Here is a 25,354-nt window from a genome sequence, read left to right on the forward strand (position 1 = left end):
ATGCAGATCTTCCATGGTCAGCGTCGCTTCCCTTCCCTACAGCACCACCGACTGGCAATTGGGCTATCGCTCCCTATCCCAGGAGTACGACTATTGGATTACGGAGATCGAAGGACGGATCCCGGCAGGGTTGCGGGGAACCCTGTTTCGCAACGGCCCGGGCAAGCTGGAGGCGGGATCCCAGCGCTACGGACACCCGTTCGATGGCGACGGCATGGTCTGCGCCATCACCTTTGTGGGGGGGAAAGTTCATTTTCGCAACCGGTTTGTGCGCACCCGCGAGTTTGAAGCAGAGGAAAAAGCCGGTCGGGTGCTTTACCGAGGGGTGTTTGGCACCCAAAAGCCGGGCGGCTGGTGGAGCAACTTTCTCGACTTGCGGTTTAAAAATCCCGCCAACACCAACGTCATCTACCAGGGAGATAAGCTGCTGGCCCTGTGGGAGGCCAGTGCCCCTTACCGGCTGAACCCGGCCACCTTGGCCACCGAGGGGATCGAAACGTTTGCAGGAGGGATCTCGGCCAGCCAGCCTTTCACTGCCCATCCCCGGCGGGATCCCCACACGGGAGATCTCATTGCTTTTGGGGTGCGGGCTGCCCAGAACTCCACGTTGCTGTTTTATCGTCTGGACTCGCGCGGGCGCTTGGTGGAAAAGCGGGATTACCGCCTGCCCGGTTTTGCCTTCCTGCACGATTTTGTCTGGACACCCCGCTACCGCATCTTTTTCCAAAATCCCTTGGCTTTCAATCCCCTGCCGTTTGTGTTGGGCTGGCAACCGGCGGGCACCTGTTTGACCTTGAAACCGGGGGAGCCGACCCGCATCTGGCTCTTTCCCCAGGGCGACGAGCCGCTGCAACTGGAAGCGGAGCCGGGGTTTGTTTTCCATTTTGTCAACGGCTACGAAGTCGGGGATCGGGTTGTGGTGGATGCCGTCCTCTATGAGAACTACCCTGCCCTGGAGCCGGATGCCGATTACCTGCAGATTGACTTTGCCCAGATTCCGGCGGGCAAGCTGTGGCGGTTCTATCTGGATCCCAAGGGGGGCAGCGTGAAGCGGGAACTGCTGCTGGATCGCTCGGTGGAGTTTCCGGCCATCCACCCGGCTCGAATGGGGGGATCCCACCGCTACATCTACATCGGGGCCACCCATGCTCCTGGCCCCAATGCTCCTCTGCAAGCCATCCTCAAGCTGGATACCGCCACAGGCCGCACACAGCAGTACAGCTTTGCCCCCCGCGGCTTTGTGGGAGAACCGGTGTTCATCCCCGATCCAGAAGGTCAGGGCGAAGAGGCAGGGTGGATCGTGACGGTGGTTTTTGATGCGGCCAGCCAGCGCTCTCAAGTGGTGATCCTAGAAGCAGCCGACCTGACAGCCGGCCCGGTTGCGCGGATCCCATTGCGGCACCACATTCCCTATGGCCTACACGGCAGCTTCACTCCGCAGGTGTGGGCAACGCCCGCCTAAACGGTGAACCCCAGGAATGGCTAATGGATCCCATCGGCTCGGGAAAGATCATGCGCCCCAGCCTTTGCGGGAGCCCTGGGGATCGGTCAGTTGGATCCCGGCTGTGCAGAAACACCTCCAGTCAGCGTTGCCGGAAAAAACTACAGGTACTCTATTCGTTTCAGCTTAGGGTGAGACGCCTGGGCTACTGAGAAAAGCCTTCTGGCTCTGCACCTTCAATGTTTTGGGTGTGAGTATAATGTCCTAGTTCGAATCGAAATGACCATAAAGATGAAATGGTTCTGTCTGGGGGATAAACATTCTGCGGCCTGAGAACCATTCCCTTGGAACAGTTGCTAGTATTGGCTACACGTCGGCTACAGTGTTGACAACTGCTGGCTCCCCAGTTCCCGACGAGGGCACCTGCTGGGAGTTTGTCAATGGAAGCAGGATGGAAAGACGCTGTTGGGCGTTGTTAGGCTAGTGAATGGTGTGTTGAGCAGGTCTTGGGTCAAGAGCAAAGTTATGGCCTGTTTTTGCAACGGTAAATGTCTGCCGCCGAGCATTCTGAATTGACAGCAACGGAACCGTCACAATGTCCTCCGATCTGAGACCTCCCTTTCGACCTGTACGGCCCCCCAGACCCAGCTCAACCGGCGAGGCCAAGGGCTCCCTGTCGTCGGCAAAAGCTCAGGATCCTGGTGCTGCTCGCGACAGCGGGACGGAGTCCTTGCAGCCCGTTGTCAGCACCACCGCTACCTTGGGGGAAAAGAAAGCGGCAGAAAGAGAGCGAGTCTGTCTGGAACCCATCCCGCCGCCTGGGGAGAAGATGCAATACCGAGCTATTGGCCTCATCGAAGGGCAATACATTCCCTCCCCAGAGCATTTTACCCGCGGGATTTTGCGCACCTCGGATGGCCTGGATCTCAATGCCGTATTGCTGGGCCGGGTGATGAGCCTGGTACGGAAGCACCTGAAGCCGGAACGCAACTATCTGTGGGTGGTTTATCCTCGCACCCGCGACAAAACCGAAGATCTGCACGTGCAGTTGCTGGGGGTGTGGGCCCCAGAAGAAATGGGGCGAACTCTCCCCGAGGGATCCCGTCCAACAGTGGTGCCGGATTGGTTTTCCATCCGGGGCGAGGTCGTTTTTCAATCCCAGGAGAAAGGGTTCATCATCGTCAAGATCCGTCAATCGGGCAAAAAAGCTTCCGCCAACTCTCCCTCTCAGCGAGTCCAGAAGGATGGAGCCGCAGCCCCCAAGCCCCAAGCCTTCAAATTGCGCCTGATTGGATCCCTGCCGGGCAAAGGGGTAGGCAATTTCTGGGATCTGCAGGTGCGCCGCCGTGGATCCCTGCTCTATGTGGAGGCGGGCACTCCCATCGGCCCAGTACTCAAAACGCCGCCGCGCCCACGCCTGAAGCGTTCAACCCCCCAACCCAAAGCCAGGAAGAGTTCCACCCCCTCGACACGTGGGGAAGCGTCTATTCAAGAGCCGTTTTATCCTCTGCGAGATCCCGCAAAAGTACCCAAGCCGGTTAAGAAAAAACGCCCATAAACTAGAGTGATTGAGCCTGCTTCGATGGAGCTTTTCATGTTGACCTTCTTGTTGTGAACGACTCTTTTACCCTGGTTGTGCCGTGGCAGAATCAACTCCTCCCAACAAACCTCCCAACAAAGATGAATTCATTTCCCCCCGCTACCCCTACTGGGGCGAAGTGAAGCCGCAGAACCTAGTTTTCGATGCCAACCTACAGGAATTTAGCAATAAAGTGTCCTTGATTTGTGGCCTGGAAACCGGGGGCAAAATCACGCCAGAGGAAGCCTACCGGCAAATCAAGGAGCTGTGGAAACAACTCAAGCAGACCAAAAAAGCCATCTTGGACGATCCCCAGTGGAAGGAGTCTCCCCCCGACTTGCCGGAAGAGTAGCCGGCTGGATCCTGGCTAACCGCAAACGGTGTACACTGGGCGCGGATGCCGGGCTTGGTCAGGGAACATGAGGACTTTTCCTTCTCCGGAGGCGCTGCGTCGGCTGCCAGCGGGGGCTGCCGATGGGGCCATCATTCTGGGCACGTTGGTTCTCCTGGCCTTGGTGGCGCAGGTGGGAGTGGGGGCTTTTGAGCGGTTTCAGCCCCCGGCAGTGGTGCCCCGGATCGACTTGGATCCGCGCAACCTGCCCTACTACGCAGCCCGCTCCACCTTGCGCATGTTCATTGCCTTGGCCTTTTCCACCCTTTTTACCTTGGTCTATGGCTACATTGCTGCCAAAAGCCGCTGGGCCGAGCGAATTTTGATCCCCCTGTTGGATATCTTGCAATCGGTGCCGGTGTTGGGGTTTCTCTCCATTACCGTCACCGGCTTTATTGCCCTTTTTCCCGGCAGCTTGCTGGGGTTGGAGGCGGCTTCTATCTTTGCCATCTTCACCAGCCAGGTCTGGAACATGACCTTTTCCTTCTACCAATCCTTGCGCACTCTGCCTCAAGAGTTGGTGGAAGCCGCTACCTTGTATCGCCTGTCGGGGTGGCAGCGCTTTACCCAGTTGGAAGTGCCGGCAGCGATGGTGGGCCTCATCTGGAACGCCATGATGAGCTTTGGTGGGGGGTGGTTCTTTGTGGCAGCCAGCGAAGCCATCAGTGTGCTCAACCAGGAATACACGCTGCCGGGGCTGGGATCCTATGTGGAAGCCGCCATTCAAGCAGAGGATTTGCCCAAGCTGGGCTGGGCGCTCCTGACCATGGCTGGGGTCATCCTGCTGGTGGATCAGCTTTTCTGGCGGCCTTTGGTGGCTTGGTCGGACAAGTTTCGCCTGGAACAGAGCAGCGGGGCTGCCGCCCCCGAATCCTGGCTGTACGATTTGCTGACCACGGCGCGGATCCCGCGGCTGATCGGCAGTTGGCTTTCCCCCTTGGCAGAGTTGGTGGATCGGCTGTTGTCCTATCTGACTCGCCCGCACTGGGTGGATCCCCTCAGTCCTGAGGCCGAGCGACGCCGCGAGCGGCTGCTAACCCAGCTTTCCTGGGCAGCTATTGGCGGCATTGGGATTTGGATTGTTTATTTTGTGGCTACCACTGTGGGCTTTGGAGAGGTGATGCTGACCTTCGGGCTAGGGATCCTCACCCTGCTGCGGGTTAGCGTGTTGCTGGTGTTCGCCACGGTGATCTGGACTCCCATTGGGGTGGCCATTGGCTTTAATCCAAAACTGGCGAAACTGCTGCAGCCGGTGGTGCAATTCCTGGCAGCTTTCCCGGCCAATTTCCTTTTTCCCTTTGCCACGTTGTTTTTTATCCGCGCCCAGATCAGCATTGAGTGGGGCAGCATTTTGCTCATGTCGTTGGGGGCACAGTGGTACATCCTTTTCAACTCCATTGCCGGCGCCCAGAGCATCCCCACGGACTTGCGAGAAATGGCTGTGGATGTGGGCTTACGAGGATGGCAGCGCTGGCGAAAGCTGATCATTCCAGGGATCTTTTCCGCCTGGGTCACCGGGGGAGTCACGGCCAGCGGCGGCGCTTGGAACGCCAGCATTGTCTCGGAGATTGTGGCCTGGGGATCCACCACCCTGACGGCTACGGGGTTGGGCACCTACATTGCTGAGGCAACGGCGGTGGGAGACTGGCCCCGCATTACCTTGGGCATTGGCATGATGAGCTTGTTTGTGGTGGGCATTAACCGTCTGTTCTGGCGACGGCTGTATCAGTTGGCGGAAGAAAAATATCACCTTTAGTCTTTTCAATTTCTGAGGCAATATGAGCTCTGCAGCTTCCCCCGTTTTGATCGAGGTCGAGAAAGTCTACAAGCGCTTTCCTTTGCCAGAGGGCAAGGGGGAGTTTACCGTTTTAAGCCAGATTGACCTGCAGGTGCGGGCTGGGGAAGTCTTGGCTCTGCTGGGCCGTAGCGGCAGCGGCAAAAGCACCCTTCTGCGCATCATGGCGGGCCTGATCCCCCCCAGTCAAGGGCGGGTGCTGAGCAACGGCCAGCCTCTACGTGGGCCTAACCCAGATGTGGCGATGGTGTTTCAAAGTTTTGCCCTTCTGCCTTGGCTGACGGTGCAAGAAAATGTGGAGCTGGGGCTGCAAGCCCGAGGGATCCCCCGCGAGATCCGCCGGCAAAAGGCCCTGAAGGCCATTGACTTGGTGGGCTTGGATGGGTTTGAGAGCGCTTACCCCAAGGAGCTTTCGGGGGGGATGAAGCAGCGGGTGGGCTTTGCCCGCGCCTTTGTCTTGGAGCCCAAGGTGCTGTTTATGGATGAGCCTTTTAGCGCTTTGGACGTGCTGACGGCGGAAAACCTGCGGGGGGAAATTGATGAGCTGTGGAATGCGCAAGCCTTCCCTTCCCAAAGCATCCTCATCGTTACCCACAACATCGAAGAGGCGGTGTTTTTAGCGGATCGGGTGGTGATTCTGGGATCCAACCCGGGGCGGATCCGGGGGGAGGTGAGAATAGATCTGCCGCGGCCCCACGAGCGCACGGATCCCCGCTTCAAGTCCTTGGTGGACTACATCTACGAGATCATGACCAACCCCGAAATCGCTATTACGGGAGAGGTGGCCCTGCCTGCTCCGGTCGGTGATAAGGCGGCTTCCCCCTATGCCTTGCCTCTGCCCCATGCGCGGGTAGGCGGGATCAGCGGCCTTTTGGAACTGCTCGTGGAGTGGCCACAAGGGCGGGCAGAGATTTCTAACCTGGCTGAACGGCTGAAGCTGGCGGTGGACGACCTGCTGCCTATTTTGGATGCGGCGGTACTGTTGGGGTTTGCCGAGGTGACCGGCAGAGTGGTGCAACTGACCGAAATTGGCCAGGACTTTGCCAACACCACCATCCTGCGCAGCAAGGATCTCTTCCGACAACAGCTATTGGCACGGGTGCCCGTGTTCCGCAGCATCTTGCAGACTCTGGAAGAAAAAGGCAGCCGCTCCATGCGAGCGGACTTCTTCTTGGATCTTTGGGACGAACACTTCCCCCACGCTGAAGCCGAACGGCAGTTTGCCACCGCCATTGACTGGGGACGCTATGCAGAGCTGTTTGAGTACGACGCCTCGGAAGAACGTCTCTATCTGCCCGAGCCAAGCGAGAGCTCCACTGCTCAAAAGCCTGTCGGTCTCAACTCTCGTTCCGACTGAAGCGCATCTGGCTCTGCCTTTTTCAAAGCTGCATCGTAGAGCGGAGGTATGGCGCCAATTCCAGAAAGTCCCAAAATCTACCACATTACCCATGTAGACAACTTGCAAGGGATTTTGACATACCCCCCCGCTTTTAGGCAGGGGATTCTTGTTACTGGTTCTGCGACAGCACTTACTTCATCCGGTTGCCCCTCAAAAGCAGCGGTGCTTATCTCCCCAGTCGTTCCCCCAAGCGCTACGCGCGGGGCGGTTCCCTTATGCCCCAAGGTACCGTTCCATTCCACTCCAAGCATGTGCAGCCCCCGCTTCAGGATGTTCAGAGCTGCGTTCTGGTCCCTGTCCAGCTCAAACCCACACTTAGGACAGACATGAGTTCTTGTGGATAGGGTTTTCACGACCCTATGCCCGCAGTTACTGCAATCCTGCGTGGTGTACTGCGGTGGTACAGCTACCACCGCTTTATCCCACACCTTGCCGTAGTAGTCTAACCACTGGGTGAATAGGGACCAACTAGCATCATGGATGGATTTAGCCAGATGACGATTCTTGACTAGGTTTTTCACCTGCAAGTCCTCATACACCACGACGTCGTTAGACGCCACCACGCACCGGGCCTGCTTGATTGCCCAGTCTCTACGCTGGCGTTGCACTTTCAGATGCACTTTCCCTAGTCGCTTTCTTTGTTTGTGGTAGTTCTGGGATTGGGATTTTGCCCCTTTCCTGAACTTCCGACTTAATCTGCGCTGGTGCTGCTTCAACCTCCTTTCGCTACGCCGCAAAAACTTAGGACACTCTACAGAGTTGCCGTTCTGGTCGGTGTAGAAAGCCTTCAAGCCCAAATCAATGCCAATAACATTGCCTGTGTATTCTCCCTGCTCCTTGCGCTCCACATCCAAGCAGAACTGGGCATAGTACCCATCTGCCCTGCGTATCACCCGCACCCGATTGATTTTGGAGTTTAGGATATGGTGTCTTGCCTCACCATTGCAGTACAAGGCAAATGTTCCTGCGTTGAAGCCGTCGGTGAACGTGATGGACATGCCGTCAGGAGACAGCTTCCAGCCGGACAGCTTGTACTCGACCGACCGACAGTTCTTCTTGAACTGCGGATAGCCTTTCCTTGGTTCTTTGTTCTTGCAACGGCGGTAGAAGTTGGAGAGGGCAGACCAAGCTCTTTCGGCACTAGCTTGACGGGCGGCAGAATTGAGCTGGCGGGCGAAGGGGAACTCTTTGGCCAAGTCCTTGCAGAGGGAATACAGAACCGCTTTGGTCGCGCCCCGGTTATCCATCCAGTACCGTAGACACTTGTTTTGCACAAACTGCGCAGTGCGAATGGCTTCGTCCAGAGCTTGGTACTGCTCTGCTGTGCCGTTGAGCAGCTTGGCTTCTCTGACCAACATATTGCTATTTTAAAGTGCTACGCACCGCTACCGCGAACAGCGTTCCTGAAGGGATAAAACGGTCTGCGCCTTACATCCCTGCCCTCAAGGGCAGGGCTTTACGGCGTTTTTTCGGTAAACACTGGTGGGCTCCTCTCTGACGCAGCAGTACTCCAAAAAGGGGGGCCAGCGCGAACCATTGGCATGTCCAAAATCAAGCAACGTCGGATTAAGGAGCTGGAAGTTTCATGCCACCCTGGCACAAAAGTCGGCGACTATGTTCCTCTTTATTTTTGCCCTCGCTCGATCATGCTCTACGTTATCCATTGCGCGAACCATCCCGAATTGACCTATCGCGGTGGCCAGACTCGGATCGTGCATCTCGAGGCAGATCTGCATCGGGTCATCGCTTGGGCTGATCACAATCAAGTTCGGTGGGCTTTCTCCCTCTCCAACGCGGGTGCCCGCTACACTGAGTTCCGCTCCCAGCTTGGCTGTCTTGGTGAGCTAGACTGGGGCGCTATTGCCGCCAGGGATTTCCGCAACCCAGAGGTCAAGGAACGCAAGCAGGCAGAATTTCTTCTTTACGGCTACTTTCCCTTTGATCTCGTCGAAAGAATTGGAGTGTGCCAGGCTAACCTTAGGTGCAAAGTTAACCAAGTGCTGGCGAGGAGTCAATACACTCCTACGGTGGAAGTACGTGCTGATTGGTATTTTTGACCAAGGGAGGCCCATGGTTCTTGAATACCGTGCCGGAGATATCCTGGAAGCCGATGTGGAGGCGCTGGTAAGTTCTGTCAACTGTGTCGGCATCATGGGCCAGGGCATCGCGCTGCAGTTTAAGAAATCATGGCCTGGGAACTTCAAGGCCTATGCCGCAGCCTGCCGGCGGGGGGAAGTCCAACCGGGCAAAATGTTCGTTTTCGAGACCGGAAACCTGACCAATCCGCGCTACATCATCAATTTCCCCACAAAACGCCACTGGCGGGGGAAGTCGCGGATCGAGGATATAGAAGCTGGGCTGAAGTCCCTTGCCGAGGAGATCAGGCATCTTGGTCTGCGCTCAGTCGCTTTGCCACCCCTAGGCTGCGGCCTCGGGGGTCTTCATTGGCCCGATGTGCGCTCCCGCATCGAGCAGGCGCTAGCAGAACTTCCCGACGTCCACATCCTTGTCTTTGAGCCCACCGGGCCTCAGCCTTTACCGAAGAGCATGCGCCGCGGCCAGATCCCTTCCTTGACGCCGGGAAGAGCGGTGCTGGTGGGCCTTATGGAGCGCTATGTAAACGGTCTACTTGTTCCGTTTGTCTCTTTGCTTGAGCTGCACAAGCTGATGTACTTCCTGCAGGAAGCCGGGGAGCCGCTTCGCCTGCGATTTACAAAGGGCGTTCATGGACCCTACGCCGAGAACTTGCGGCATGTTCTCAAAGAAATCGAGGGATATTACATCTCTGGGTACGGCTCGGGCGGTGATCGACCAGACAAGAAGCTGGAACTGGTGCCCGGTGCTGTCGAGGAAGCCCATAGATATCTCGCTGGACAGCCAGAGACGAGAGAACGCTTTGAGCGTGTCAGCGACCTCGTGGAGGGCTTTGAGTCGCCCTATGGTCTAGAATTGCTGGCTACTGTCCACTGGATCGTGACTCGTGGGCACCCTTCTACGACGGCAGAGTTGGTGGAAAGCTTCTACGCCTGGGGAGATAGAAAACAACAATTCAGTAGCAAACAGATCCTGCTTGCCGCTCGAGTTTTGGCAGAGAAGGGGTGGTTCAAGGCACTTCCAACAGAGCCGCTTGCGGCCAGCCGAAGCCAGTTCGAAACACGGCCCTAGCGCTCTGCACTACTTCCGGTCTGGAACCTGCGAACACGACTACCCCTTGCCTGCAGCAAGTACCTACTCATAAATCCAGCTTTGGGCAACCGGTGTCCAGCTCACCAATTCCGACTCATCGAACCAAAGGGCGATCTCCCGCTGCGCGGTTTCAACTCCATCGGAGCCGTGAATGAGGTTGCGGCCAATGTCGATGCCAAAATCGCCGCGAATGGTGCCCGGTTCTGCCTCCAGGGGGTTGGTCTTGCCGATGAGCTTACGGGCGGCAGCAATCACCCCTTTGCCCTGCCAGACCATAGCCACCACCGGCCCCGAGGTAATGAACTTCACCAAACTGTGGAAGAAGGGGCGCTCCTTGTGTTCGGCGTAATGGGCTTCCGCCAGCTCTTGGCTCACTTGCACCAGCTTCAGGCCCACCAATTGGTAGCCCCGGCTCTCCAGGCGCTGGATGATGGTGCCCACCAGCCCCCGCTGCACGCCGTCTGGCTTGATGGCAATAAAGGTGCGCTCCATGGGATCTCCCCTCGTTTTACAGATCTTCACCGCTATCCTTGTACCGGATCGGGGATCCCGAGCGCAAGGGAGCAAAATTAGCGCTTTTTACGCGCCCACCACTGCCAAGGTCAGGAAGGCAGCCCCCACCACTGTAATCGCCCAGCCGGCCCAGCGAGTTAAGCCAGGGATCCGCAACCCCCAGCGTTCTGCTGCCCAAAGGGCCAGGAGAGCTACCCCATACTGGACGGTGCTCAACCCCAGTAGATATCCCACCCAAGGCATGGGTTGGGCGCCGATAATGGTTTCGGCGTAGGCATAGCCATGGAATAGCCCCGCCAGGGATCCCCCTATTAGCAAGAGCCAACTTGGGATCTGCCGCGGTTGCACCAGCAGCAAGCCGAAGAGAACCACGGAAGAGGCAATGGCCAGCTCCGTCAGTCCCAGGGGATCCCAGCCGGCCAGGTGGATCCCAGTGCCCACCAGACCCGCTAGCACAAAGCCCAGCGGGATCCCATAGCGCCAGGGCTGCCCCGCCGCCACAAGACCGATGGCCACGACGAAGGCCAGGTGATCCAAGCCAATGACAGGGTGAGCCAGCCCGGAGAGAAATCCCTCCCAGGCCGTTGCAGGCAGTTTCCCTCCCAGGGCGTGGTGGGCAAAAGCCGGCGAAAAAAACCCCGTAACTGCCAGTGCACCCCCAGCAGCGGCAAAGCTGGGGATCCCTTCCTTCCGCCACCGCCCAAGCGGCGATGGGACTTGCTGCCACAGCCAAGACATGCTTTTGGACCTCCCTGAGTTCTCTCAATAGCTGCCCAGATCTCCCAGTCTAGGGGCGCTCTCTGTACCCTTGCAGATTTTCCGGCTCAAACTGGCGCAAAATCCGCGTGGCTTCGCGGAGGCGGGTTTCGTTCTCTTCTTCCACAATGAGCACATACTTGCCCGCAGCGAGGCGGTTGCGGTAAGCCAAGGCATCGCCGGAGCCACTGGACAAGCCCACCCCGCCCCCGACAAAAAAGCTGCCCATGGCCCCGCCCATCGCGCCCAATAGGCCGCCGATCAGGTGGTTGCCTATAGGTCCCGCCCAGGCAAAGGTATCCAAACCACTCAAAACGCTGAACCCCACCCCGGCCAAAAAGCCAAAGGGCACCAACCAAATGGCCAGGCGCCGCATCTGACGGCGGGCCGCTTGGGCCGGGTCAATCAGCCCAAACTCGTCGGCACTCTTGTAGCCCCGCCCCAGCAGATGCAATCGCTCCAGGGAAAAGCCGGCTTGTTCCAGGGCGCTGTAGGCCGCCTCAGCGGCTATGCGATCCGGCAGTACCGCGATTAAATAGCTCATGGACCCGGGGATCCAATCCGTTCCACATCTTATTGTCTGCCAAGTTTGAGCGAGGATCCCTGTGACCCAGTCTGGCTCCACTAGCGCTCCATCTACTAGCCTCTACCAGCGCTTTTACGAAGTGGTGCGGCGGATCCCGCCGGGCCGAGTGGCCACCTATGGGCAGGTGGCGCGGGTTGCCGGTTACCCCGGCTATGCTCGCCAGGTGGGCTATGCTTTGTTTCGCCTGCAAGGCCAAAACACCGACATCCCTTGGCACCGGGTGATCAACGCCCAGGGCTGCATTTCCTACTCCCCTTTTCGCCTGGGCTACGACGACCTGCAGAAAGCGCTGCTGCAAGCCGAAGGGATCCACTTCGACGCCGAGGGCCAGGTGGACTTGCAACAATTTGGCTGGGATCCAGGGGAAGTTTAACCTAGGCTTGACCTAACCTTAAACAGGTCATAGCGAAACCCCAATCCCAGCCTTGGTAACGTGAACGCGGATGCGTCCTCTCTTGTGGATGGAGTGAAGGAATTGTCATGAAACCAGCTTGCCGTGCTCGAGGGTCTGCCCCTGCCAAGAGATGGCTCCCGGATTGGCTGAACCCTCTGGCCAGGTCCCTGTGGGTCGGGTTGTGGTGTTTGGTGCTGAGCCTGGCCAGCGCCTGCGGTAGCAGCAGCTCGGTTCCCCCAACCGGCGGAGGGGCTGGGTTTATCGCCTCGGATCCCAATGTGGCTCTCTCGACTCAGCCGCCCGCTTTTACCCTGCAAATCCTACATGCCAGCGACTTGGAAGCCTCGATCGCTGCCGTACAAGATGCGCCGCGCTTCTCGGCGGTGGTGAACGCTCTGCGCCCCCAATTCCCAAATACGGTGGTGCTCTCCAGTGGGGACAACTATATTCCCAGCCCCTTCTACAATGCCAGCACGGATCGGTCTCTGCAAGGCCGTTACAACCTCACCCCTGGCAAAGCCGATATCGAGATCATCAACGCCATTGGCTTTGAGGCGGCTGCCTTCGGCAACCACGAGTTCGACCAAGGCACGCGCCAGATTCGTGATCTAATTCGGCCCGACACGGGCCGCGGCTACGCTGGGGCTCGTTTTCCCTATCTGAGCGCCAACCTCAGCTTCAGCGGCACCGGGGAATTGGCCAGCGCTGACTTTGCCGCCGATGGCCAAGAGGCCAGCTCCATTCGAGGCAGAATTGCCAAGACAGCAGTGATTACCGTAGGAGGGCAGCGAATTGGCTTGGTGGGAGCCACCACCACTCGCTTGGCTGCCATTTCCAGCCCCGGCCCAGAGGTGAGGGTGGAAGGCAGAGTGGACGACACCGACCAGGTAAGTGCTGCCCTGATCCAGGGCTTTGTCGATCAACTCACTGCCCAAGGCATCAACAAAATTATCCTCCTGGCCCACCTGCAGCAGTTGCAAAACGAGGTGAGCCTAGCCAGCCAATTGCGAAATGTGGACATCATCATTGCCGGGGGATCCCACCGGGTGATTGCCAAGCCCACCGACCGCCTGCGCACTGATTTGCCCGATACCCGCACGGGTGACTACCCCATCTTGCGCTCCTCTGCCAGTGGTCAACCGGTGGCGGTGGTCAACACCGGCTCCAACTATCGCTACGTGGGCCGCCTGGTGGTCAGCTTCGACGCCAACGGGGTTATTGCCCGCATCGATCCGGTCAGCGGTGCCTATGCCGCCGACGACCAAGGGGTAGCAGCCGTCAGGGGCACCCCCAATCCCGACGTAGTGCGGATAGCCAACGAAATTGGCAACATCATCCGCACCAAAGATGGCCGCACCTTCGGCTCCACCACCCAATTTCTCAACGGCCTGCGGGCAGAGGTGCGCACTGAGGAAACCAACCTGGGCAACCTCACTGCCGATGCCAACCTGGCCTACGCCAGAACGGTCGATCCTTCCACCGTCATCTCCCTGAAAAATGGCGGCGGCATTCGCGCTCCCATTGGGGCTACCACTGGTGGTGGCGGCGGTGAGCCGGTGCAGCGGATCCCACCGGTGGCTAACCCTGAGGCCGGCAAGCAGTCCGGTCAAATCTCTCAGCTGGACATCGAAACGGCCCTTGCTTTTAACAACGGCCTCTCTCTGTTGACCGTCACCGCTGAGGAACTGAAGCAGATAGTGGAACACGGGGTGGCGCAAACCCAGCCGGGAGCTACGCCGGGCCGTTTCCCGCAAATTGGCGGCTTTGCCTTTAGCTTTGATCCCTCGCGGCCACCGGGATCCCGCGTCCTCTCCTTGCGGGTGGATACGCCCACGGGTCGGGATGTGGTGGTGCGCAACGGCCAAGTGCAAGGGGATCCCAGACGCACCTTCCGCCTGGTGACCCTGGACTTCTTGGCCAACGGTGGGGATGACTATCCCTTCCCTCGCCTGTCCAACCCCAACCGGGTGAACTTGGCCCCCAGTTCCGGCATCACCTTCGATACCCCCGGCAGCGAACAAGATGCCTTGGCTCGGTATTTGCGGCAGATCGGCGTGTTCACCGAACCGGACACCCCGCCGGCCCAGGATACCCGCATCCAGAACCTGTCGGCCCGCCCCGATACGGTGCTGCAAGGGCTGTAGATTGGGTTAATGGACTGAGGCGGATGGATCCGGAGGAGTAGGGATTCCGATGCCAGACTCACTTCTTGCAAAAGGGGAGAGTGGCTTGGGTTAATTCCCTCAGCAACGCCATAGAAAATGTCTTGAGCTTTTTAGGAAAGACTACAGGAAGGGATCCCTGGCCAGCGTCAAGGATCCCTTTTCTTTTTCCTACTCCTATCCCTGCTGGTGTTACTTGGCAACGTTTACCGGGGTGCCCAGGCGGGCTGTAAACCTTGCGGGCATTGCCCACAATAGGTGGATTTGTATACGGATTGAATTGCTTCCTCAAGGAGGAATCATTACCATCAAGGGTGACGTTCGCTCCTTTTGCTGTTCATGACTCTGGAGACGTTTTTTACCCAGCTCAACGCCAATGGCTTAGCCATTGCGCTTTTGCTCTTTGCCACCCCTTGGGTGGTTTGGGTTCTCTGCGACTGGATCCCAGGCCAATGGGAGGAGCCTTTTTTGCTCAGCTTAAGTATCGGCTTGGGAGCGGTAACTCTTGTCCTCTGGGCGGGCTACTTGGCCTATGCCACCAACACCGCCGGCTGGCAGGCGGTGGTGAAGCAGGCGGATATGTTCTTGCTGCTGGTGCCTCCCTGGACTTTTCTTAGCTCCATCTGGGTGGCGCGGCAGCGCATGCCTCTCTCGCGGGTGCCGGCTTTTCGCACCTTGCAAGGGATCGGCATTTTGGCGGCAGTCTATCTTATTTTTTCTTGGCTCAGTCGCCGGGTTTATCTTGTCTTTTTTTCCTACATGCCCTTTTCGGCTTTCTTGTGGATCCTGGCAGGGCTGTTGGGGGTGGCGTACATCGGCTATCGCATCATCTTCGGGGATCCGCCCAAGTACCCGCCCGAAACCTGAGGGGACGGACAGCAGGGACTAAAATCAAGGGAGACCTTTTGCAACTTGGCAATGGTGACCGTCCCTCTGACTTCAGCCCTGAATATCGACTATCGTCCTCTACAGGAGCTGTTATCGGCGGGAGCCTGGCTGGAGGCGGATCGGCTGAGCCTACAACTGCTATGTCGGGCGGCAGGAGAGGGGGCGGCGCGGCGGGGCTGGCTGTATTTTTCCGAGGTGAGCCGGATCCCGGTCGAGGATCTGCGCACGATCGATCGCCTGTGGCGGGCGGCCTCCGGGGATCGCTTTGGCTACTCGGTGCAGCGGCAACTGTGGCTGGGGGTGAACCGCAACTGGGAGCGCCTCTGGCCGCTCATTGGCTGGAAGCAGGGCTACCACTGGACTCGCTACCCTGACGAGTTCATCTGGGATCTCTCCGCCCCCAAGGGCCACCTGCCCCTTTCCAACCAACTGCGGGGGGTGCGGGTTCTGGAGGAGTTGCTCACCCACAAGGCTTGGGAAGAAGTGTCTGGCTGAGCATCCCTGGTTACTGGCTGAATCATAATTGGACTAGACTGTGGCCGAGCAACTGCAAATAACCCAATTTCCCAACTTGCCCATCGACCTGGCCCAGGCCTGTGAGCAGGCCATCCAGGCTACACGGCTGGCTATGCAAGCAGGATATCGCCGCCTGCTCATCGAGATCCTGGCCCCCGACATCAAGCCAGAAGTATTGTCCCGCCCGTTCTTGGAGCTGCTGCAACCGCCTGCTTTGGTGCTATTCAGCGATGCCGGCGGAGCAGCCCTGGCCCAGCGGGAATGGGGATCCCTGCCAGAAGGGATTGAATTACAGAGCTTGACTTCCCGGACTCAACCTACCCCAGAACAGAGCCTCCTGCTGGTGATGCCAGCGGTTTACAGCTTGGATCAGGTGGAGCGGGTTTGCCAAGCGGTCAGCGGCGGGGATCCCTCTGGGCTGACTTCCAAAGGACGGGATCCCAAACCCGTCGTTCTCCTCAACCCCCAATTGCAGGATGCCGCCACCGTGGGGGTGGGTCTGGCCGGTCGCCGTCTGCGCCAGCGGTTCCTGAGCACCTTTGAGACCAGCTACTACCTGCGCTCCCTGGTGGAGGGGGCCCTGTTTCGGGCCTATCCGGATCCCTGGAGCCTGTGGCAACAGGAAGAGCCCGGCCTCTACAGCGTCTTGAAGACTTTTATTGCCCAGCCCACCGGCGAGGAAGTGGCCGAACTGTTCAGGGCCAGCAAGGGAAAGGATCCCTGGTGGAGCTGGCGGCGCTGGCTGGGATCCCTGTGAGGGTCAGGATCTCATGGGGAGAGAGGCCAGGGGTGAGAGTTAGTACTATCTCAAACTCTTTTAATAAAGACTATAAAGCTCCCCGCCTCATCTCTATTTCGGTGATATGATCACACCACGCTAGGAGTGTCTGGGGATTATCCCCAGGCTGAGATTACATCCTCAGAACCTGATCTGGTTCATACCAGCGTAGGAAAGCGAGCACTGGAGTTGACAACATGCGCAGCGAATGGGTTGCCCGTCGTCGTGGGCAAGCAAATGTAACGCAAATGCACTTTGCCCGTCAAGGCCTGATTACCGAAGAGATGGAGTACGTGGCCCGGCGGGAAAACCTGCCGGCGGAACTGATCCGCTCGGAAGTGGCCCGGGGTCGCATGATCATCCCTGCCAACATCCATCACACCAACCTGGAGCCGATGTGCATTGGGATCGCTTCCCGCTGTAAAGTTAATGCCAACATCGGCGCTTCCCCCAGTTCCTCAGGATTGGCGGAAGAGTTGGAGAAACTGAAGTTGGCCATCAAGTACGGCGCCGATACTGTTATGGATCTGTCCACCGGAGGCGGCGATTTGGATGAAATCCGTACTGCCATTATCCAAGCTTCTCCGGTGCCGGTTGGTACGGTGCCCATCTACCAAGCCCTAGAAAGTGTGCACGGCAACGTCGAAAAACTTTCTGCAGAAGACATCTTGCATGTTATCGAAAAACAGGCCCAGCAGGGGGTGGACTACATGACCATCCATGCCGGGATCCTGATCGAATATCTGCCGTTGGTGCGCCATCGCCTGACGGGAATTGTTTCCCGTGGAGGTGGGATCCTAGCCCGCTGGATGTTGGCCCACCACAAACAAAATCCTCTCTATACCCACTTCCGCGATATTATTGAGATTTTCAAGAAATACGATGTTTCTTTCAGTTTGGGAGATTCTTTGCGACCGGGATGCTTGCACGATGCTTCTGATGAAGCACAACTGGCGGAGTTGAAAACCCTGGGCCAGTTGACCCGCATGGCTTGGGAGCACGATGTGCAGGTCATGGTGGAAGGGCCCGGCCACGTGCCGATGGATCAAATTGAATTCAACGTGCGCAAGCAAATGGAAGAGTGCGATGAGGCTCCCTTCTATGTTTTGGGACCTCTGGTAACCGATATTGCGGCAGGCTATGACCACATCAGCTCCGCCATTGGGGCGGCCTTGGCTGGCTGGTACGGGGCAGCCATGCTTTGCTATGTCACCCCCAAAGAGCACCTGGGTTTGCCCAATGCAGAGGACGTGCGCAACGGCTTAATTGCCTATAAAATTGCCGCCCATGCTGCCGATATTGCCCGTCATCGCCCCGGTGCCAGGGATCGGGATGATGAGATGTCGAGGGCCCGCTATAACTTCGACTGGAACCGGCAGTTTGAATTGTCTTTGGATCCAGAACGCGCCAGAGAATATCACGACGAAACCTTGCCGGCAGATATCTACAAAACGGCAGAGTTTTGCTCTATGTGTGGGCCAAAGTTTTGCCCTATGCAAACCAAGATGGATGCAGAGGCTTTGAGCGAGCTGGAGCGGTTCTTGGCCGCGCAGCCAACAGGATAAGTCTTGGTTCATCCCCAATCCAATGGGTTGAAACCATCTTCTGTCCTGCCTATGGACTGGATTGGGATCCCTGTCTCAAGTTCTCAAGAAGTCAGGTCTAGAGCCCTGTCTTGCTGCGGGGATCCCTACCCTTCGGGGTGGGGAGTGTGTCAAGCTGATCTGGAGGAGAACCGTTGCAGTTGGCTCACTTGAGCACAGAGGATGACATGGCACTTAGACAACTCGGGCATGTCGCCATCCGGGTAGAAGACATCCCCAAGGCGGTGGAGTTCTACCAAAAGCTGGGCATGGTCAACGTCTGGCAGGATCCCGACTGGGCCTACATGAAGGCGGGAGAGGATGGGCTGGCACTGCTGGGGCCGGGCTATCGCGCAGCAGGGCCCCACTTTGGCTTTGTCTTCGACAACCTGGAGGAGCTTCGGCAAGAGCACCAGCGCCTGAAATCCCAAGGGATCCTGGTGGGGGAAATCCACAGCCACCGGGATGGCACTGCCTCTTTCTATGGCAAGGATCCCGACGGCAACCTGTTTGAGTTTTTGTATGAACCTGCGGGAACCTTCGACCAAGCCAAGGCAGCCCAAGCCACAGCTTGACTTAGCACCTTGAGGGCGCTCCCCCAAGTACTCTCAGTTTGTCCAACGCAAAGGGATCCTCCTGTACACAGGGGATCCCCTTTTTGACCGGCTTTAGGAATACCCCTTGCCCAATTTGAATCGGCAGGAGCTGCCCACTCAGTCACCAGATCTGCTGGAGGTTTGCACGTACAAAATCACCAGGAAGATGGCGGGCACCAGAACGACTAAGAGAGTGGCCAAGATGCCCAGGTAGTTCGTCTCCATAACTCACAAATGCCACAAGCCCAACTGGCAGTCAGCATACCACTCTTGAGTACGACTTGCCCAAAGGGAAAACGGGCGGGCCAAGGCTAGGGCTTGGTTTTGACCGAAACATCCCCCAACACCTTGGTCTGGCAGGCAAGGCGGTAGCTATCGGGCTTGCGCTTGAGCTTGCGGTTTTCTGCCTCGGTGCGAGGGGAGAGATGCTCGGATCCCTCGACAATCTCCACCACACAGGTGCCACATTGGCCGTTGCCGCCGCAGTTGAGCAGCTTGGCCATCATTTTGTAGAGATCGATCTGGTTTTCCAGAGCCTTCAGGCGCAGGTTAGCGCCTTCAGCGACGAAGATCTCTCGGTTCTCGTTGACGAAGCGGATCGTTGCCATACCCCTGCCAGAAACCACGACACCTTTCAGACTGAGCCAGGAGAGCGCTCACAGTTGCTAAGTATTGTAACATTTTAAGTCATATTTTTAATCTCTGGCGAGAGATCTGGGAAGATGATGCCTAAAGTGAGACGGCATCCTGCCTGAAGCCACTCAGGTCGGTAGCGTTTCGTTATACTGTTTGATGCCCGTGATGGAAATTCTGAGAGCGATATCCTCTTGGGTGCGCTCAGGGGTTCAAGCGGGTGCGGCACCCCTCGACTCTGAAGAAACTGCTCAGGTCAGGATCCCAGGTAAGATGTCGGCTTAATTTTGACTGGATATCGCGCAAGTGTTGGAGAACGTGGAGGACCGAGCTTTATGGGACTACCGTGGTATCGGGTCCATACGGTTGTACTGAATGACCCAGGTCGCCTAATCGCGGTTCACCTGATGCATACTGCTCTGGTAGCAGGTTGGGCCGGATCAATGGCGCTTTATGAGACGGCCATTTTCGATCCGTCGGATCCTGTCCTAAATCCGATGTGGCGTCAGGGCATGTTTGTCATGCCATTTATGGTTCGCCTGGGGGTGGTCAACTCCTGGGGCGGTTGGAATATCTACGGCGAGAGCGTAGCCAATGCGGGCTTCTGGACGTTTGAAGGGGTAGCCACTGCTCATATCGTTTTGTCCGGATTGCTCTTCTTGGCGGCCTGCTGGCACTGGGTGTACTGGGATCTGGAGCTGTTCCGGGATCCCCGCACCGGCGAGCCGGCTTTGGATCTGCCGAAAATATTTGGGATCCACCTGCTGTTGGCCGGGATCCTCTGCTTTGGGTTTGGCGCCTTTCACCTGACGGGGGTGTTTGGCCCGGGGATGTGGGTGAGCGATCCCTATGCGACGACGGGACACGTCCAGCCGGTAGCACCGGAATGGGGGCCAGCCGGTTTTAACCCCTACAACGCCGGAGGGGTGGTGGCCCACCACATTGCTGCAGGCATCGTGGGCATCATTGCAGGTCTATTTCACATCACGGTACGCCCACCCCAGCGCCTCTATCGCGCTCTGCGAATGGGGAACATCGAGACGGTGCTTTCCAGCTCGATTGCGGCGGTGTTTTTTGCCGGTTTTGTGGTGGCCGGAACCATGTGGTACGGCAGCGCCACTACCCCTGTGGAGCTGTTTGGTCCCACCCGCTACCAATGGGATTCTGGCTATTTCAACCAGGAGATTAACCGCCGGGTAAATGCGGCTATGGAAGCCGGGATGACCCGCAGCGAGGCCTACAACTCCCTGCCCAAATCTTTGCTCTTCTACGACTACGTGGGCAACAGCCCGGCCAAGGGGGGTCTGTTCCGAGCTGGCCCCATGAACAAAGGGGATGGCATTGCCATCGAGTGGCTGGGCTACCCGGTGTTCCGTGACCGCGAAGGGCGGGAGCTGACGGTGCAGCGGATGCCCAACTTCTTCGAGACCTTCCCGGTTATCCTGCGGGATGCCGATGGGGTGGTGCGGGCAGACATTCCCTTCCGTCGGGCAGAGTCTCGCTATAGCTTTGAGCAGGTGGGCGTGACGGTGGAGTTTTACGGCGGCAAGCTGGACGGTCAGGTGTTTACCGACCCGGCAACCGTCAAGAAATATGCCCGCCAGGCCCAGTTGGGTCAGTTGTTTGAGTTCGACCGAGAAACCCCCAAGGCGGACGGCACCTTCCACACCAGCCCCCGCGGTTGGTTTACCTTTGCTCACGCGGTCTTTGCCCTGCTGTTCTTCTTTGGCCACATCTGGCACGGCGCTCGCACTCTCTTCCGCGATGTGTTCGCCGGTATTGACCCCAATATGAGCGAGGAAATGGTGGAGTTCGGCGTCTTCCAGAAAGTAGGGGATCCCACCACTCGCAAGGTTCAGGAAGCCTAGAGCCCTTTTCGGCGATGCCGTCGGCACTCTGCTTCACTTTGGAGATGGGGTGCTGGCGGCTCCGAGTTAATCTGGAATCAAGCCCCCTTAGAAATGGAGGTTTTGTATGGAAGCCATCACCTACACCTTTATCCTGTTTTTGACGTTGGGCCTTCTGTTTTTCGCGGTCGCCTTTCGGGAAACTCCGAGAATTACCAAGAAGTAACCCAGGGTAGTGGCTGCCGTTCCTGCTGTGCCGGGCTCAAGCAAGGCAGAGGGAAGGTCAGTCTCTTTTGAGATTTGTGGTTTAGGCTTAGTTCTGGATGGGGCCGGAGCTCTCTCCGGCTTTCCTATTTGCGGTTGGGTAGCGGCAACTCGGAATGGAGTGATTCCAAAATAAGATTCCAAAATAAATAGTCAAGTAGCGGCAACCTGAGGATCCTTCCTTTTGGGAGAGGAGGGGGGAGTTCTCAGAGCTACTGAGACCCTTTTCGGTACTCTTCAGTACTCTGTAGGAGAACGCTTGTCCTACTGCTCAAATTGAACTCGCTAAGGATGCCTTAGGATGGCTTTTGGGATCCCAGAGACAGCTTAGCTTGGGTTCAGATTCAAGATTGGGTTAACGATGGCAACAGTGCTGCTGGTGGAAGATGATCCGATCAACGCCCGTGTTTTTGAGAAGGTGTTGCGACGGCGGGGAGGTTTTGAGGTCTTTCACAGCCAGGATGTGGAGCAGATTTTGAAGCTGGCCCAGGGGCACGAGGTGGATGTCATTTTGTTGGATGTTTCCCTGTCCCAGAGCACCTTTCGCGGCGAGGCGGTGGACGGGATCCGCATTGCCCAACTGTTGAAGGCGGATCTGAAAAGCAGCTCCATCCCCATCATTTTGGTGACGGCCCATGCGATGCGCGGCGACCGCGAGGCATTTTTGGCCCAGAGCGGGGCAGATGGCTACATTGCCAAGCCGGTGGTGGATCATGAGGAGATGGTGAATCAAGTTCGCCAGGTGTTGTCTCGAGGGCCGGGGCAGGGGTGAGTTCTCCTGGAGAAGAGTTAGGCGGCGAAGCTGCGCAAAATCGACTGCCAAAAGGGGATCCCATCTTGCCCTGGCAAATCGGGATCTGCTGCCCGCTCAGGGTGGGGCATTAAACCCAGAATCCGACCGCTGGGATCGCAAATGCCGGCGATGTTGTCCACAGAGCCGTTGGGCGCAACCGGAGCATAGCGAAGGACGATCTGCCCTTGATCCTGCAATTGCTTGAGGGTATCCGGGTCGCAGGTATAGCGGCCTTCCCCATGGGCGATGGGCAGGGTTAGGGTGGATCCCTGGGGATACGCGCTTGTCCAGGGAAGATCCTGCCGTTCTATACGGATCCCCACTCGGTCGCAGATAAAGTGCAGGTTGGCATTGCGCACCAGCGCCCCCGGCAGCAGGCCCGCCTCTGTTAAGATCTGAAAGCCATTGCAGATGCCCAGCACATAGCCCCCTCGCGCTACGTGCTCCTTCAGGGATCCCATCACCGGAGCAAAACGAGCGATGGCCCCACAACGCAAATAATCCCCATAGCTGAAGCCCCCCGGCAGCACCACCACATCCAGCTCCGACAAATCCGTCTCTCGGTGCCAGATCAGCCGCGTTGGGCAGCCCAAGAGGCCGCGGGTTACCCAGGCTACATCTCGGTCGCAGTTGGAACCCGGAAAAACAACAACGCCAAACCTCACGCCGGCCATTGGGATCCCTTAAGTGAGAGGAAAGAAGATGGTCAGATTAGAGGGATGGAAGAGGGATTGGGGGTATTTTTGGAATGGCCATCAGATCAACCCCAAATCGCGTGAACCCATCAAATTAACCACCGATGGCAGCCACTTGGATTTGATAAGTCTCAATCACCGGGTTGGCCAGCAGTTGATGGCACAGCTCATCCACCTGGCGGTGGGCGGTCTCGGCGTCGGGGGCCTCTAGCTGCAGTTGGATATGCTTGCCAATGCGCACCTGCTGTACCTGGGTATGCCCCAGCTGATGCAAGCTGGACTGAACCGCAGCCCCGGCGGGATCGAGAACAGAGGGGCGTAGGTGAATCTGAATCTGGGCCTGGAACTGCATAGAATAAAGGCTGGATCTGTTACCAGTGTATCAGTCGGATCATCACAGCTTTGGGTTCAGTCATGGATGCGTCGCGCGTGGTGGCCATTGCCCACAACGTTTTCCGGGAAACGATTCGGGATCGGATTCTCTACCTGGTGATGGTATTTGCGGTGGCCATGCTGGGAGCCGCTGTTTTGATCCCGCAGGTGGCCAACCAGGCCCACAACAAAATCATTGCCGACCTGGGGTTGGCGGCCATTCACTTCTTCGGCCTGATCGTGGCCATTTTCGTGGGCACAGGGCTGGTGAATAAGGAGATTGAAAAACGCACGGTGTATGTGCTGATCGCCAAACCCATGAGCCGGGCAGAGTTCATTGTCGGCAAGCATCTGGGCCTATCGGCGCTGCTGTCGGTGCTGGTGCTGCTGATGACGGTTGTGTTTCTGCTGAGCTTGCTGCTGGTGCAGGCCCCGATCCCCCTTTTGGCCATTCTCTGGGCAACAGTCTTCACTTTCTTAGAGCTGGTGCTGATTGTTGCCGCAGCCCTGCTGTTCGGGGTTTTCACTTCCTCGATTCTGGCCACCCTCTACACCATTGCCCTGTTCCTGATGGGCCATGCCAGCCGCGCCCTGCTGCAACTGAGCAAGCTGGTGAAAGATGCCGGATTTGGCAAACTGTTTGAGGTGATTTATTTGATCCTGCCGGATTTGGAGCGCCTCAATTTGAGAGATGCTGCGGTTTACGGCCAAGTTCCGCCCCCAGCAGAACTTCTCGGAGATGCACTGTACGGCTTGGTTTACACCCTTTTGCTGCTGATTCTGGCGGTGTTGGTGTTCGCCCGGCGTGAGTTCTGACGTTTTCGATCCTTACCCCTTGCTCCATGCGTTTTTTCCACTTCCATACGCCTGAACAGGTGCCTTCATCCGGGATCCCAGAATGTGCAGTGGCCATTGATGTGCTGCGGGCCACCACCACCATTGCCACAGCGCTGGCAGCAGGAGCAGAAGCGGTACAGGTGTTTGCCCACCTGCAGCAGCTCCAAGAGGTGAGCCAAAACTGGCCGGCTTCCCAGCGGCTTTTGGCCGGGGAACGGGGGGGCAAAGCGGTGGCGGGATTCGACCTGGGCAATTCCCCTCTCGACTACACCCCCGACCGCGTTCGGGACAAGCGCGTCTTCCTGAGCACCACCAACGGCACGCGCAGCCTACAGCGCATTGAAGGGATCCCGGTGGTGATCACAGCAGCCCTGGTGAACTTGGGGGCCGTGGTGGACTTTCTCAGACGGGGATCCTTTGCCGAGGTGTGGCTGGTGGGATCCGGGTGGGAAGGGGCCTTTTCACTGGAAGATACTGCCTGTGCCGGGGCTATCCTGCATCGCTTGGGCTGCTCTTTGAACCAGTTGGGCAACGACGAGGCAGTGGCAGCCTTGGCCCTCTACCAAACTTGGCAGGATGATCTGCTGGGTTTGTTGCGGCGCTCTAGCCACGGGCAACGGCTATTGGGTCTGGGGCCGGAAAACGATCAGGATCTGGCCTATTGTGCCGATCTGGATCGTCTCTCGGTGGTGCCCCGACAGGTTCAGCCTGGGGTTTTGGCCAGTGGCGGGTAGATTCTGGACAGGTGGAGCGACCTGTGGATCCCACCACCCTCTGAGCTGGAAGTAGGCGGCCATTGTCAGCATGGGCTGGATCTCAACAGGCCGGGCGTAGGCTTGGGGATCCTTCCACGCCAGATATGGTCTTCGGCTAACCTGCTTGTGCCGTGTCGGGAGCGATGCCCAGCGCTTTCTGGTGCAGCCACGCCTGCCATTCCCCTGGGATCAGCTTGTTGTTAAACGCATCGCCAGAAACAAACATATCCCGCTGATTCTGGGCCAACACAAAAATGGAGCGGCGATCGAAATGGGAAGTGAGTTTGTAGAGGGTGTAGGGGCCTTCTGAGTAGAGGGTCAGAGTTTCCTGATCCAGGCCATGGCGGCTGCTTTGGCCGTAGGCCCGCAAGACCATGTTGATCAATCGCTCATAGTGCATAGACCGTAGATCGGCTAGAAAGCTCCACAGAACACAGACAGACTTAAGGTAAGGATGGAAACCGCTGCCAAGGCCCAAGCAGCTCAAGTTAACTCAGCATAACAAATCCTCTTGGATTGCTAGGTCGTGTTGATCTTATGTTAGGATAGAGAGAATAATTTATAGAGGAAAGAGGATGAAGTTGGTTTTTTTAGA

28 protein-coding genes and 1 riboswitch are annotated in these 25,354 nt (G+C 57.7%); of the genes, 19 read left to right on the forward strand and 9 right to left on the reverse strand.

All coding sequences use genetic code 11. The features are described from left to right. The first annotated feature begins 13 nt into the window (after positions 1-13). The 5 genes from NW816_RS06325 (at position 14) to NW816_RS06345 (ending at position 6,563) form a co-directional block, all read left to right on the forward strand. Complete coding sequence (locus NW816_RS06325) at positions 14-1,462, forward strand: carotenoid oxygenase family protein (protein ID WP_414408611.1); 1,449 nt, start codon at positions 14-16, stop codon at positions 1,460-1,462. Between the two features lie 574 nt (positions 1,463-2,036). Continuing rightward, a complete protein-coding gene (locus tag NW816_RS06330; RefSeq protein WP_414408612.1) occupies positions 2,037-2,999 on the forward strand; it encodes a hypothetical protein in 963 nt (320 codons plus the stop codon). Between the two features lie 82 nt (positions 3,000-3,081). Then, positions 3,082-3,372 (forward strand): hypothetical protein, encoded by a 291-nt coding sequence (locus NW816_RS06335; RefSeq protein WP_414408613.1) that lies wholly within the window; start codon positions 3,082-3,084, stop codon positions 3,370-3,372. Positions 3,373-3,439: 67 nt separating this feature from the next. Next, the gene (locus NW816_RS06340) at positions 3,440-5,167 is read left to right on the forward strand and encodes an ABC transporter permease (RefSeq protein WP_414408614.1); all 1,728 of its coding nucleotides are present in this window, start codon (positions 3,440-3,442) and stop codon (positions 5,165-5,167) included. A 22-nt stretch (positions 5,168-5,189) separates the two neighbouring features. Beyond that, the gene (locus NW816_RS06345) at positions 5,190-6,563 is read left to right on the forward strand and encodes a nitrate/sulfonate/bicarbonate ABC transporter ATP-binding protein (RefSeq protein WP_414408615.1); all 1,374 of its coding nucleotides are present in this window, start codon (positions 5,190-5,192) and stop codon (positions 6,561-6,563) included. A 77-nt stretch (positions 6,564-6,640) separates the two neighbouring features. On the opposite strand, the gene NW816_RS06350 is transcribed toward NW816_RS06345, so the two are convergent. Continuing rightward, positions 6,641-7,963 (reverse strand): RNA-guided endonuclease InsQ/TnpB family protein, encoded by a 1,323-nt coding sequence (locus NW816_RS06350; RefSeq protein WP_414408616.1) that lies wholly within the window; start codon positions 7,961-7,963, stop codon positions 6,641-6,643. A 78-nt stretch (positions 7,964-8,041) separates the two neighbouring features. On the opposite strand from NW816_RS06350, the gene NW816_RS06355 reads away from it, so the two are divergent. Together NW816_RS06355 and NW816_RS06360 are read left to right on the forward strand one after the other, a co-directional pair. Further along, positions 8,042-8,662: a DUF4433 domain-containing protein gene (locus tag NW816_RS06355; protein ID WP_414408628.1), complete on the forward strand. Its 621-nt coding sequence runs from the start codon at positions 8,042-8,044 to the stop codon at positions 8,660-8,662. Positions 8,663-8,675: 13 nt separating this feature from the next. Further along, a complete protein-coding gene (locus NW816_RS06360) occupies positions 8,676-9,770 on the forward strand; it encodes a macro domain-containing protein (protein ID WP_414408617.1) in 1,095 nt (364 codons plus the stop codon). 63 nt (positions 9,771-9,833) lie between these two features. Here the strand turns inward: NW816_RS06360 and ndk are convergent, their stop codons facing one another. The 3 genes from ndk to NW816_RS06375 all read right to left on the reverse strand — a co-directional run bounded on the left by ndk (position 9,834) and on the right by NW816_RS06375 (position 11,604). Further along, positions 9,834-10,283 (reverse strand): nucleoside-diphosphate kinase, encoded by a 450-nt coding sequence (ndk, locus tag NW816_RS06365; RefSeq protein WP_011431937.1) that lies wholly within the window; start codon positions 10,281-10,283, stop codon positions 9,834-9,836. 87 nt (positions 10,284-10,370) lie between these two features. Beyond that, positions 10,371-11,042, reverse strand: coding sequence for a HupE/UreJ family protein (locus NW816_RS06370; protein WP_011431938.1), 672 nt, complete (start codon positions 11,040-11,042; stop codon positions 10,371-10,373). 49 nt (positions 11,043-11,091) lie between these two features. Then, positions 11,092-11,604 (reverse strand): hypothetical protein, encoded by a 513-nt coding sequence (locus tag NW816_RS06375; RefSeq protein WP_414408618.1) that lies wholly within the window; start codon positions 11,602-11,604, stop codon positions 11,092-11,094. A 61-nt stretch (positions 11,605-11,665) separates the two neighbouring features. On the opposite strand from NW816_RS06375, the gene NW816_RS06380 reads away from it, so the two are divergent. The 7 genes from NW816_RS06380 (at position 11,666) to NW816_RS06410 (ending at position 18,542) form a co-directional block, all read left to right on the forward strand. Beyond that, entirely contained in the window at positions 11,666-12,019 is a 354-nt protein-coding gene (locus NW816_RS06380; protein WP_414329999.1) for an MGMT family protein, read from the forward strand. 212 nt (positions 12,020-12,231) lie between these two features. Further along, the gene (locus tag NW816_RS06385) at positions 12,232-14,184 is read left to right on the forward strand and encodes a bifunctional metallophosphatase/5'-nucleotidase (RefSeq protein WP_414408629.1); all 1,953 of its coding nucleotides are present in this window, start codon (positions 12,232-12,234) and stop codon (positions 14,182-14,184) included. A gap of 357 nt (positions 14,185-14,541) precedes the next feature. Then, positions 14,542-15,069: a hypothetical protein gene (locus NW816_RS06390; protein WP_011431942.1), complete on the forward strand. Its 528-nt coding sequence runs from the start codon at positions 14,542-14,544 to the stop codon at positions 15,067-15,069. A 51-nt stretch (positions 15,070-15,120) separates the two neighbouring features. Next, positions 15,121-15,585 (forward strand): GUN4 domain-containing protein, encoded by a 465-nt coding sequence (locus NW816_RS06395; protein WP_414330005.1) that lies wholly within the window; start codon positions 15,121-15,123, stop codon positions 15,583-15,585. 40 nt (positions 15,586-15,625) lie between these two features. Further along, a complete protein-coding gene (locus NW816_RS06400) occupies positions 15,626-16,363 on the forward strand; it encodes a DUF1995 family protein (protein WP_414408619.1) in 738 nt (245 codons plus the stop codon). A 112-nt stretch (positions 16,364-16,475) separates the two neighbouring features. Then, positions 16,476-16,576: riboswitch (TPP riboswitch) on the forward strand. A gap of 5 nt (positions 16,577-16,581) precedes the next feature. Further along, on the forward strand, positions 16,582-17,949 hold the full coding sequence (gene thiC / locus NW816_RS06405; protein WP_414408620.1) for a phosphomethylpyrimidine synthase ThiC: 1,368 nt from the start codon (positions 16,582-16,584) through the stop codon (positions 17,947-17,949). Between the two features lie 206 nt (positions 17,950-18,155). After that, positions 18,156-18,542 (forward strand): VOC family protein, encoded by a 387-nt coding sequence (locus tag NW816_RS06410; RefSeq protein WP_414330014.1) that lies wholly within the window; start codon positions 18,156-18,158, stop codon positions 18,540-18,542. A 138-nt stretch (positions 18,543-18,680) separates the two neighbouring features. On the opposite strand, the gene psbM is transcribed toward NW816_RS06410, so the two are convergent. Both psbM and NW816_RS06420 read right to left on the reverse strand, forming a co-directional pair. Further along, complete coding sequence (gene psbM / locus NW816_RS06415; protein WP_071818137.1) at positions 18,681-18,788, reverse strand: photosystem II reaction center protein PsbM; 108 nt, start codon at positions 18,786-18,788, stop codon at positions 18,681-18,683. A gap of 86 nt (positions 18,789-18,874) precedes the next feature. Beyond that, positions 18,875-19,171, reverse strand: coding sequence for a 2Fe-2S iron-sulfur cluster-binding protein (locus tag NW816_RS06420; protein WP_414350488.1), 297 nt, complete (start codon positions 19,169-19,171; stop codon positions 18,875-18,877). A gap of 360 nt (positions 19,172-19,531) precedes the next feature. Here NW816_RS06420 and psbB point away from each other — a divergent pair, with 360 nt between their 5' ends. From psbB to NW816_RS06435, 3 genes are all read left to right on the forward strand, one after another. Beyond that, positions 19,532-21,064 (forward strand): photosystem II chlorophyll-binding protein CP47, encoded by a 1,533-nt coding sequence (gene psbB / locus NW816_RS06425; RefSeq protein WP_011431948.1) that lies wholly within the window; start codon positions 19,532-19,534, stop codon positions 21,062-21,064. A gap of 106 nt (positions 21,065-21,170) precedes the next feature. Further along, a complete protein-coding gene (locus NW816_RS06430; RefSeq protein ID WP_011431949.1) occupies positions 21,171-21,269 on the forward strand; it encodes a photosystem II reaction center protein T in 99 nt (32 codons plus the stop codon). A 399-nt stretch (positions 21,270-21,668) separates the two neighbouring features. Beyond that, positions 21,669-22,079 (forward strand): response regulator, encoded by a 411-nt coding sequence (locus NW816_RS06435; protein ID WP_414408621.1) that lies wholly within the window; start codon positions 21,669-21,671, stop codon positions 22,077-22,079. A gap of 17 nt (positions 22,080-22,096) precedes the next feature. Here NW816_RS06435 and purQ read toward each other — a convergent pair whose 3' ends face one another. Further along, positions 22,097-22,774: a phosphoribosylformylglycinamidine synthase subunit PurQ gene (gene purQ, locus NW816_RS06440; RefSeq protein ID WP_414408622.1), complete on the reverse strand. Its 678-nt coding sequence runs from the start codon at positions 22,772-22,774 to the stop codon at positions 22,097-22,099. A gap of 115 nt (positions 22,775-22,889) precedes the next feature. Beyond that, positions 22,890-23,147, reverse strand: coding sequence for a phosphoribosylformylglycinamidine synthase subunit PurS (gene purS, locus NW816_RS06445; RefSeq protein WP_011431952.1), 258 nt, complete (start codon positions 23,145-23,147; stop codon positions 22,890-22,892). 62 nt (positions 23,148-23,209) lie between these two features. On the opposite strand from purS, the gene NW816_RS06450 reads away from it, so the two are divergent. Beyond that, positions 23,210-23,983 (forward strand): ABC transporter permease, encoded by a 774-nt coding sequence (locus tag NW816_RS06450; protein WP_414350495.1) that lies wholly within the window; start codon positions 23,210-23,212, stop codon positions 23,981-23,983. Between the two features lie 26 nt (positions 23,984-24,009). Next, positions 24,010-24,738, forward strand: a complete 729-nt coding sequence (locus NW816_RS06455; protein ID WP_414408623.1) for a 2-phosphosulfolactate phosphatase family protein — start codon at positions 24,010-24,012, stop codon at positions 24,736-24,738. 136 nt (positions 24,739-24,874) lie between these two features. Here the strand turns inward: NW816_RS06455 and NW816_RS06460 are convergent, their stop codons facing one another. Further along, positions 24,875-25,159 carry a hypothetical protein gene (locus NW816_RS06460; protein ID WP_011431955.1) on the reverse strand — a complete coding sequence of 95 codons (285 nt, stop codon included), beginning with the start codon at positions 25,157-25,159 and terminating at the stop codon, positions 24,875-24,877. Between the last annotated feature and the right edge of the window lie 195 nt (positions 25,160-25,354).

The sequence above is a fragment of the Synechococcus sp. W55.1 genome (genome assembly GCF_047461655.1).
Classification (GTDB): domain Bacteria; phylum Cyanobacteriota; class Cyanobacteriia; order Thermostichales; family Thermostichaceae; genus Thermostichus.

Excerpts from the sequence above, each read along its gene's own strand:
- NW816_RS06325 (WP_414408611.1), top strand. The coding sequence starts at position 14 with ATGGTCAGCGTCGCTTCCCTTCCCTACAGCACCACCGACTGGCAATTG.
- NW816_RS06330 (WP_414408612.1), top strand. The coding sequence starts at position 2,037 with ATGTCCTCCGATCTGAGACCTCCCTTTCGACCTGTACGGCCCCCCAGA.
- NW816_RS06340 (WP_414408614.1), top strand. The coding sequence starts at position 3,440 with ATGAGGACTTTTCCTTCTCCGGAGGCGCTGCGTCGGCTGCCAGCGGGG.
- NW816_RS06345 (WP_414408615.1), top strand. The coding sequence starts at position 5,190 with ATGAGCTCTGCAGCTTCCCCCGTTTTGATCGAGGTCGAGAAAGTCTAC.
- NW816_RS06350 (WP_414408616.1), bottom strand. The coding sequence starts at position 7,963 with ATGTTGGTCAGAGAAGCCAAGCTGCTCAACGGCACAGCAGAGCAGTAC.
- NW816_RS06360 (WP_414408617.1), top strand. The coding sequence starts at position 8,676 with ATGGTTCTTGAATACCGTGCCGGAGATATCCTGGAAGCCGATGTGGAG.
- ndk (WP_011431937.1), bottom strand. The coding sequence starts at position 10,283 with ATGGAGCGCACCTTTATTGCCATCAAGCCAGACGGCGTGCAGCGGGGG.
- NW816_RS06370 (WP_011431938.1), bottom strand. The coding sequence starts at position 11,042 with ATGTCTTGGCTGTGGCAGCAAGTCCCATCGCCGCTTGGGCGGTGGCGG.
- NW816_RS06375 (WP_414408618.1), bottom strand. The coding sequence starts at position 11,604 with ATGAGCTATTTAATCGCGGTACTGCCGGATCGCATAGCCGCTGAGGCG.
- NW816_RS06390 (WP_011431942.1), top strand. The coding sequence starts at position 14,542 with ATGACTCTGGAGACGTTTTTTACCCAGCTCAACGCCAATGGCTTAGCC.
- NW816_RS06395 (WP_414330005.1), top strand. The coding sequence starts at position 15,121 with ATGGTGACCGTCCCTCTGACTTCAGCCCTGAATATCGACTATCGTCCT.
- thiC (WP_414408620.1), top strand. The coding sequence starts at position 16,582 with ATGCGCAGCGAATGGGTTGCCCGTCGTCGTGGGCAAGCAAATGTAACG.
- NW816_RS06410 (WP_414330014.1), top strand. The coding sequence starts at position 18,156 with ATGGCACTTAGACAACTCGGGCATGTCGCCATCCGGGTAGAAGACATC.
- psbM (WP_071818137.1), bottom strand. The coding sequence starts at position 18,788 with ATGGAGACGAACTACCTGGGCATCTTGGCCACTCTCTTAGTCGTTCTG.
- NW816_RS06420 (WP_414350488.1), bottom strand. The coding sequence starts at position 19,171 with ATGGCAACGATCCGCTTCGTCAACGAGAACCGAGAGATCTTCGTCGCT.
- psbB (WP_011431948.1), top strand. The coding sequence starts at position 19,532 with ATGGGACTACCGTGGTATCGGGTCCATACGGTTGTACTGAATGACCCA.
- NW816_RS06430 (WP_011431949.1), top strand. The coding sequence starts at position 21,171 with ATGGAAGCCATCACCTACACCTTTATCCTGTTTTTGACGTTGGGCCTT.
- NW816_RS06435 (WP_414408621.1), top strand. The coding sequence starts at position 21,669 with ATGGCAACAGTGCTGCTGGTGGAAGATGATCCGATCAACGCCCGTGTT.
- purQ (WP_414408622.1), bottom strand. The coding sequence starts at position 22,774 with ATGGCCGGCGTGAGGTTTGGCGTTGTTGTTTTTCCGGGTTCCAACTGC.
- purS (WP_011431952.1), bottom strand. The coding sequence starts at position 23,147 with ATGCAGTTCCAGGCCCAGATTCAGATTCACCTACGCCCCTCTGTTCTC.
- NW816_RS06450 (WP_414350495.1), top strand. The coding sequence starts at position 23,210 with ATGGATGCGTCGCGCGTGGTGGCCATTGCCCACAACGTTTTCCGGGAA.
- NW816_RS06455 (WP_414408623.1), top strand. The coding sequence starts at position 24,010 with ATGCGTTTTTTCCACTTCCATACGCCTGAACAGGTGCCTTCATCCGGG.
- NW816_RS06460 (WP_011431955.1), bottom strand. The coding sequence starts at position 25,159 with ATGCACTATGAGCGATTGATCAACATGGTCTTGCGGGCCTACGGCCAA.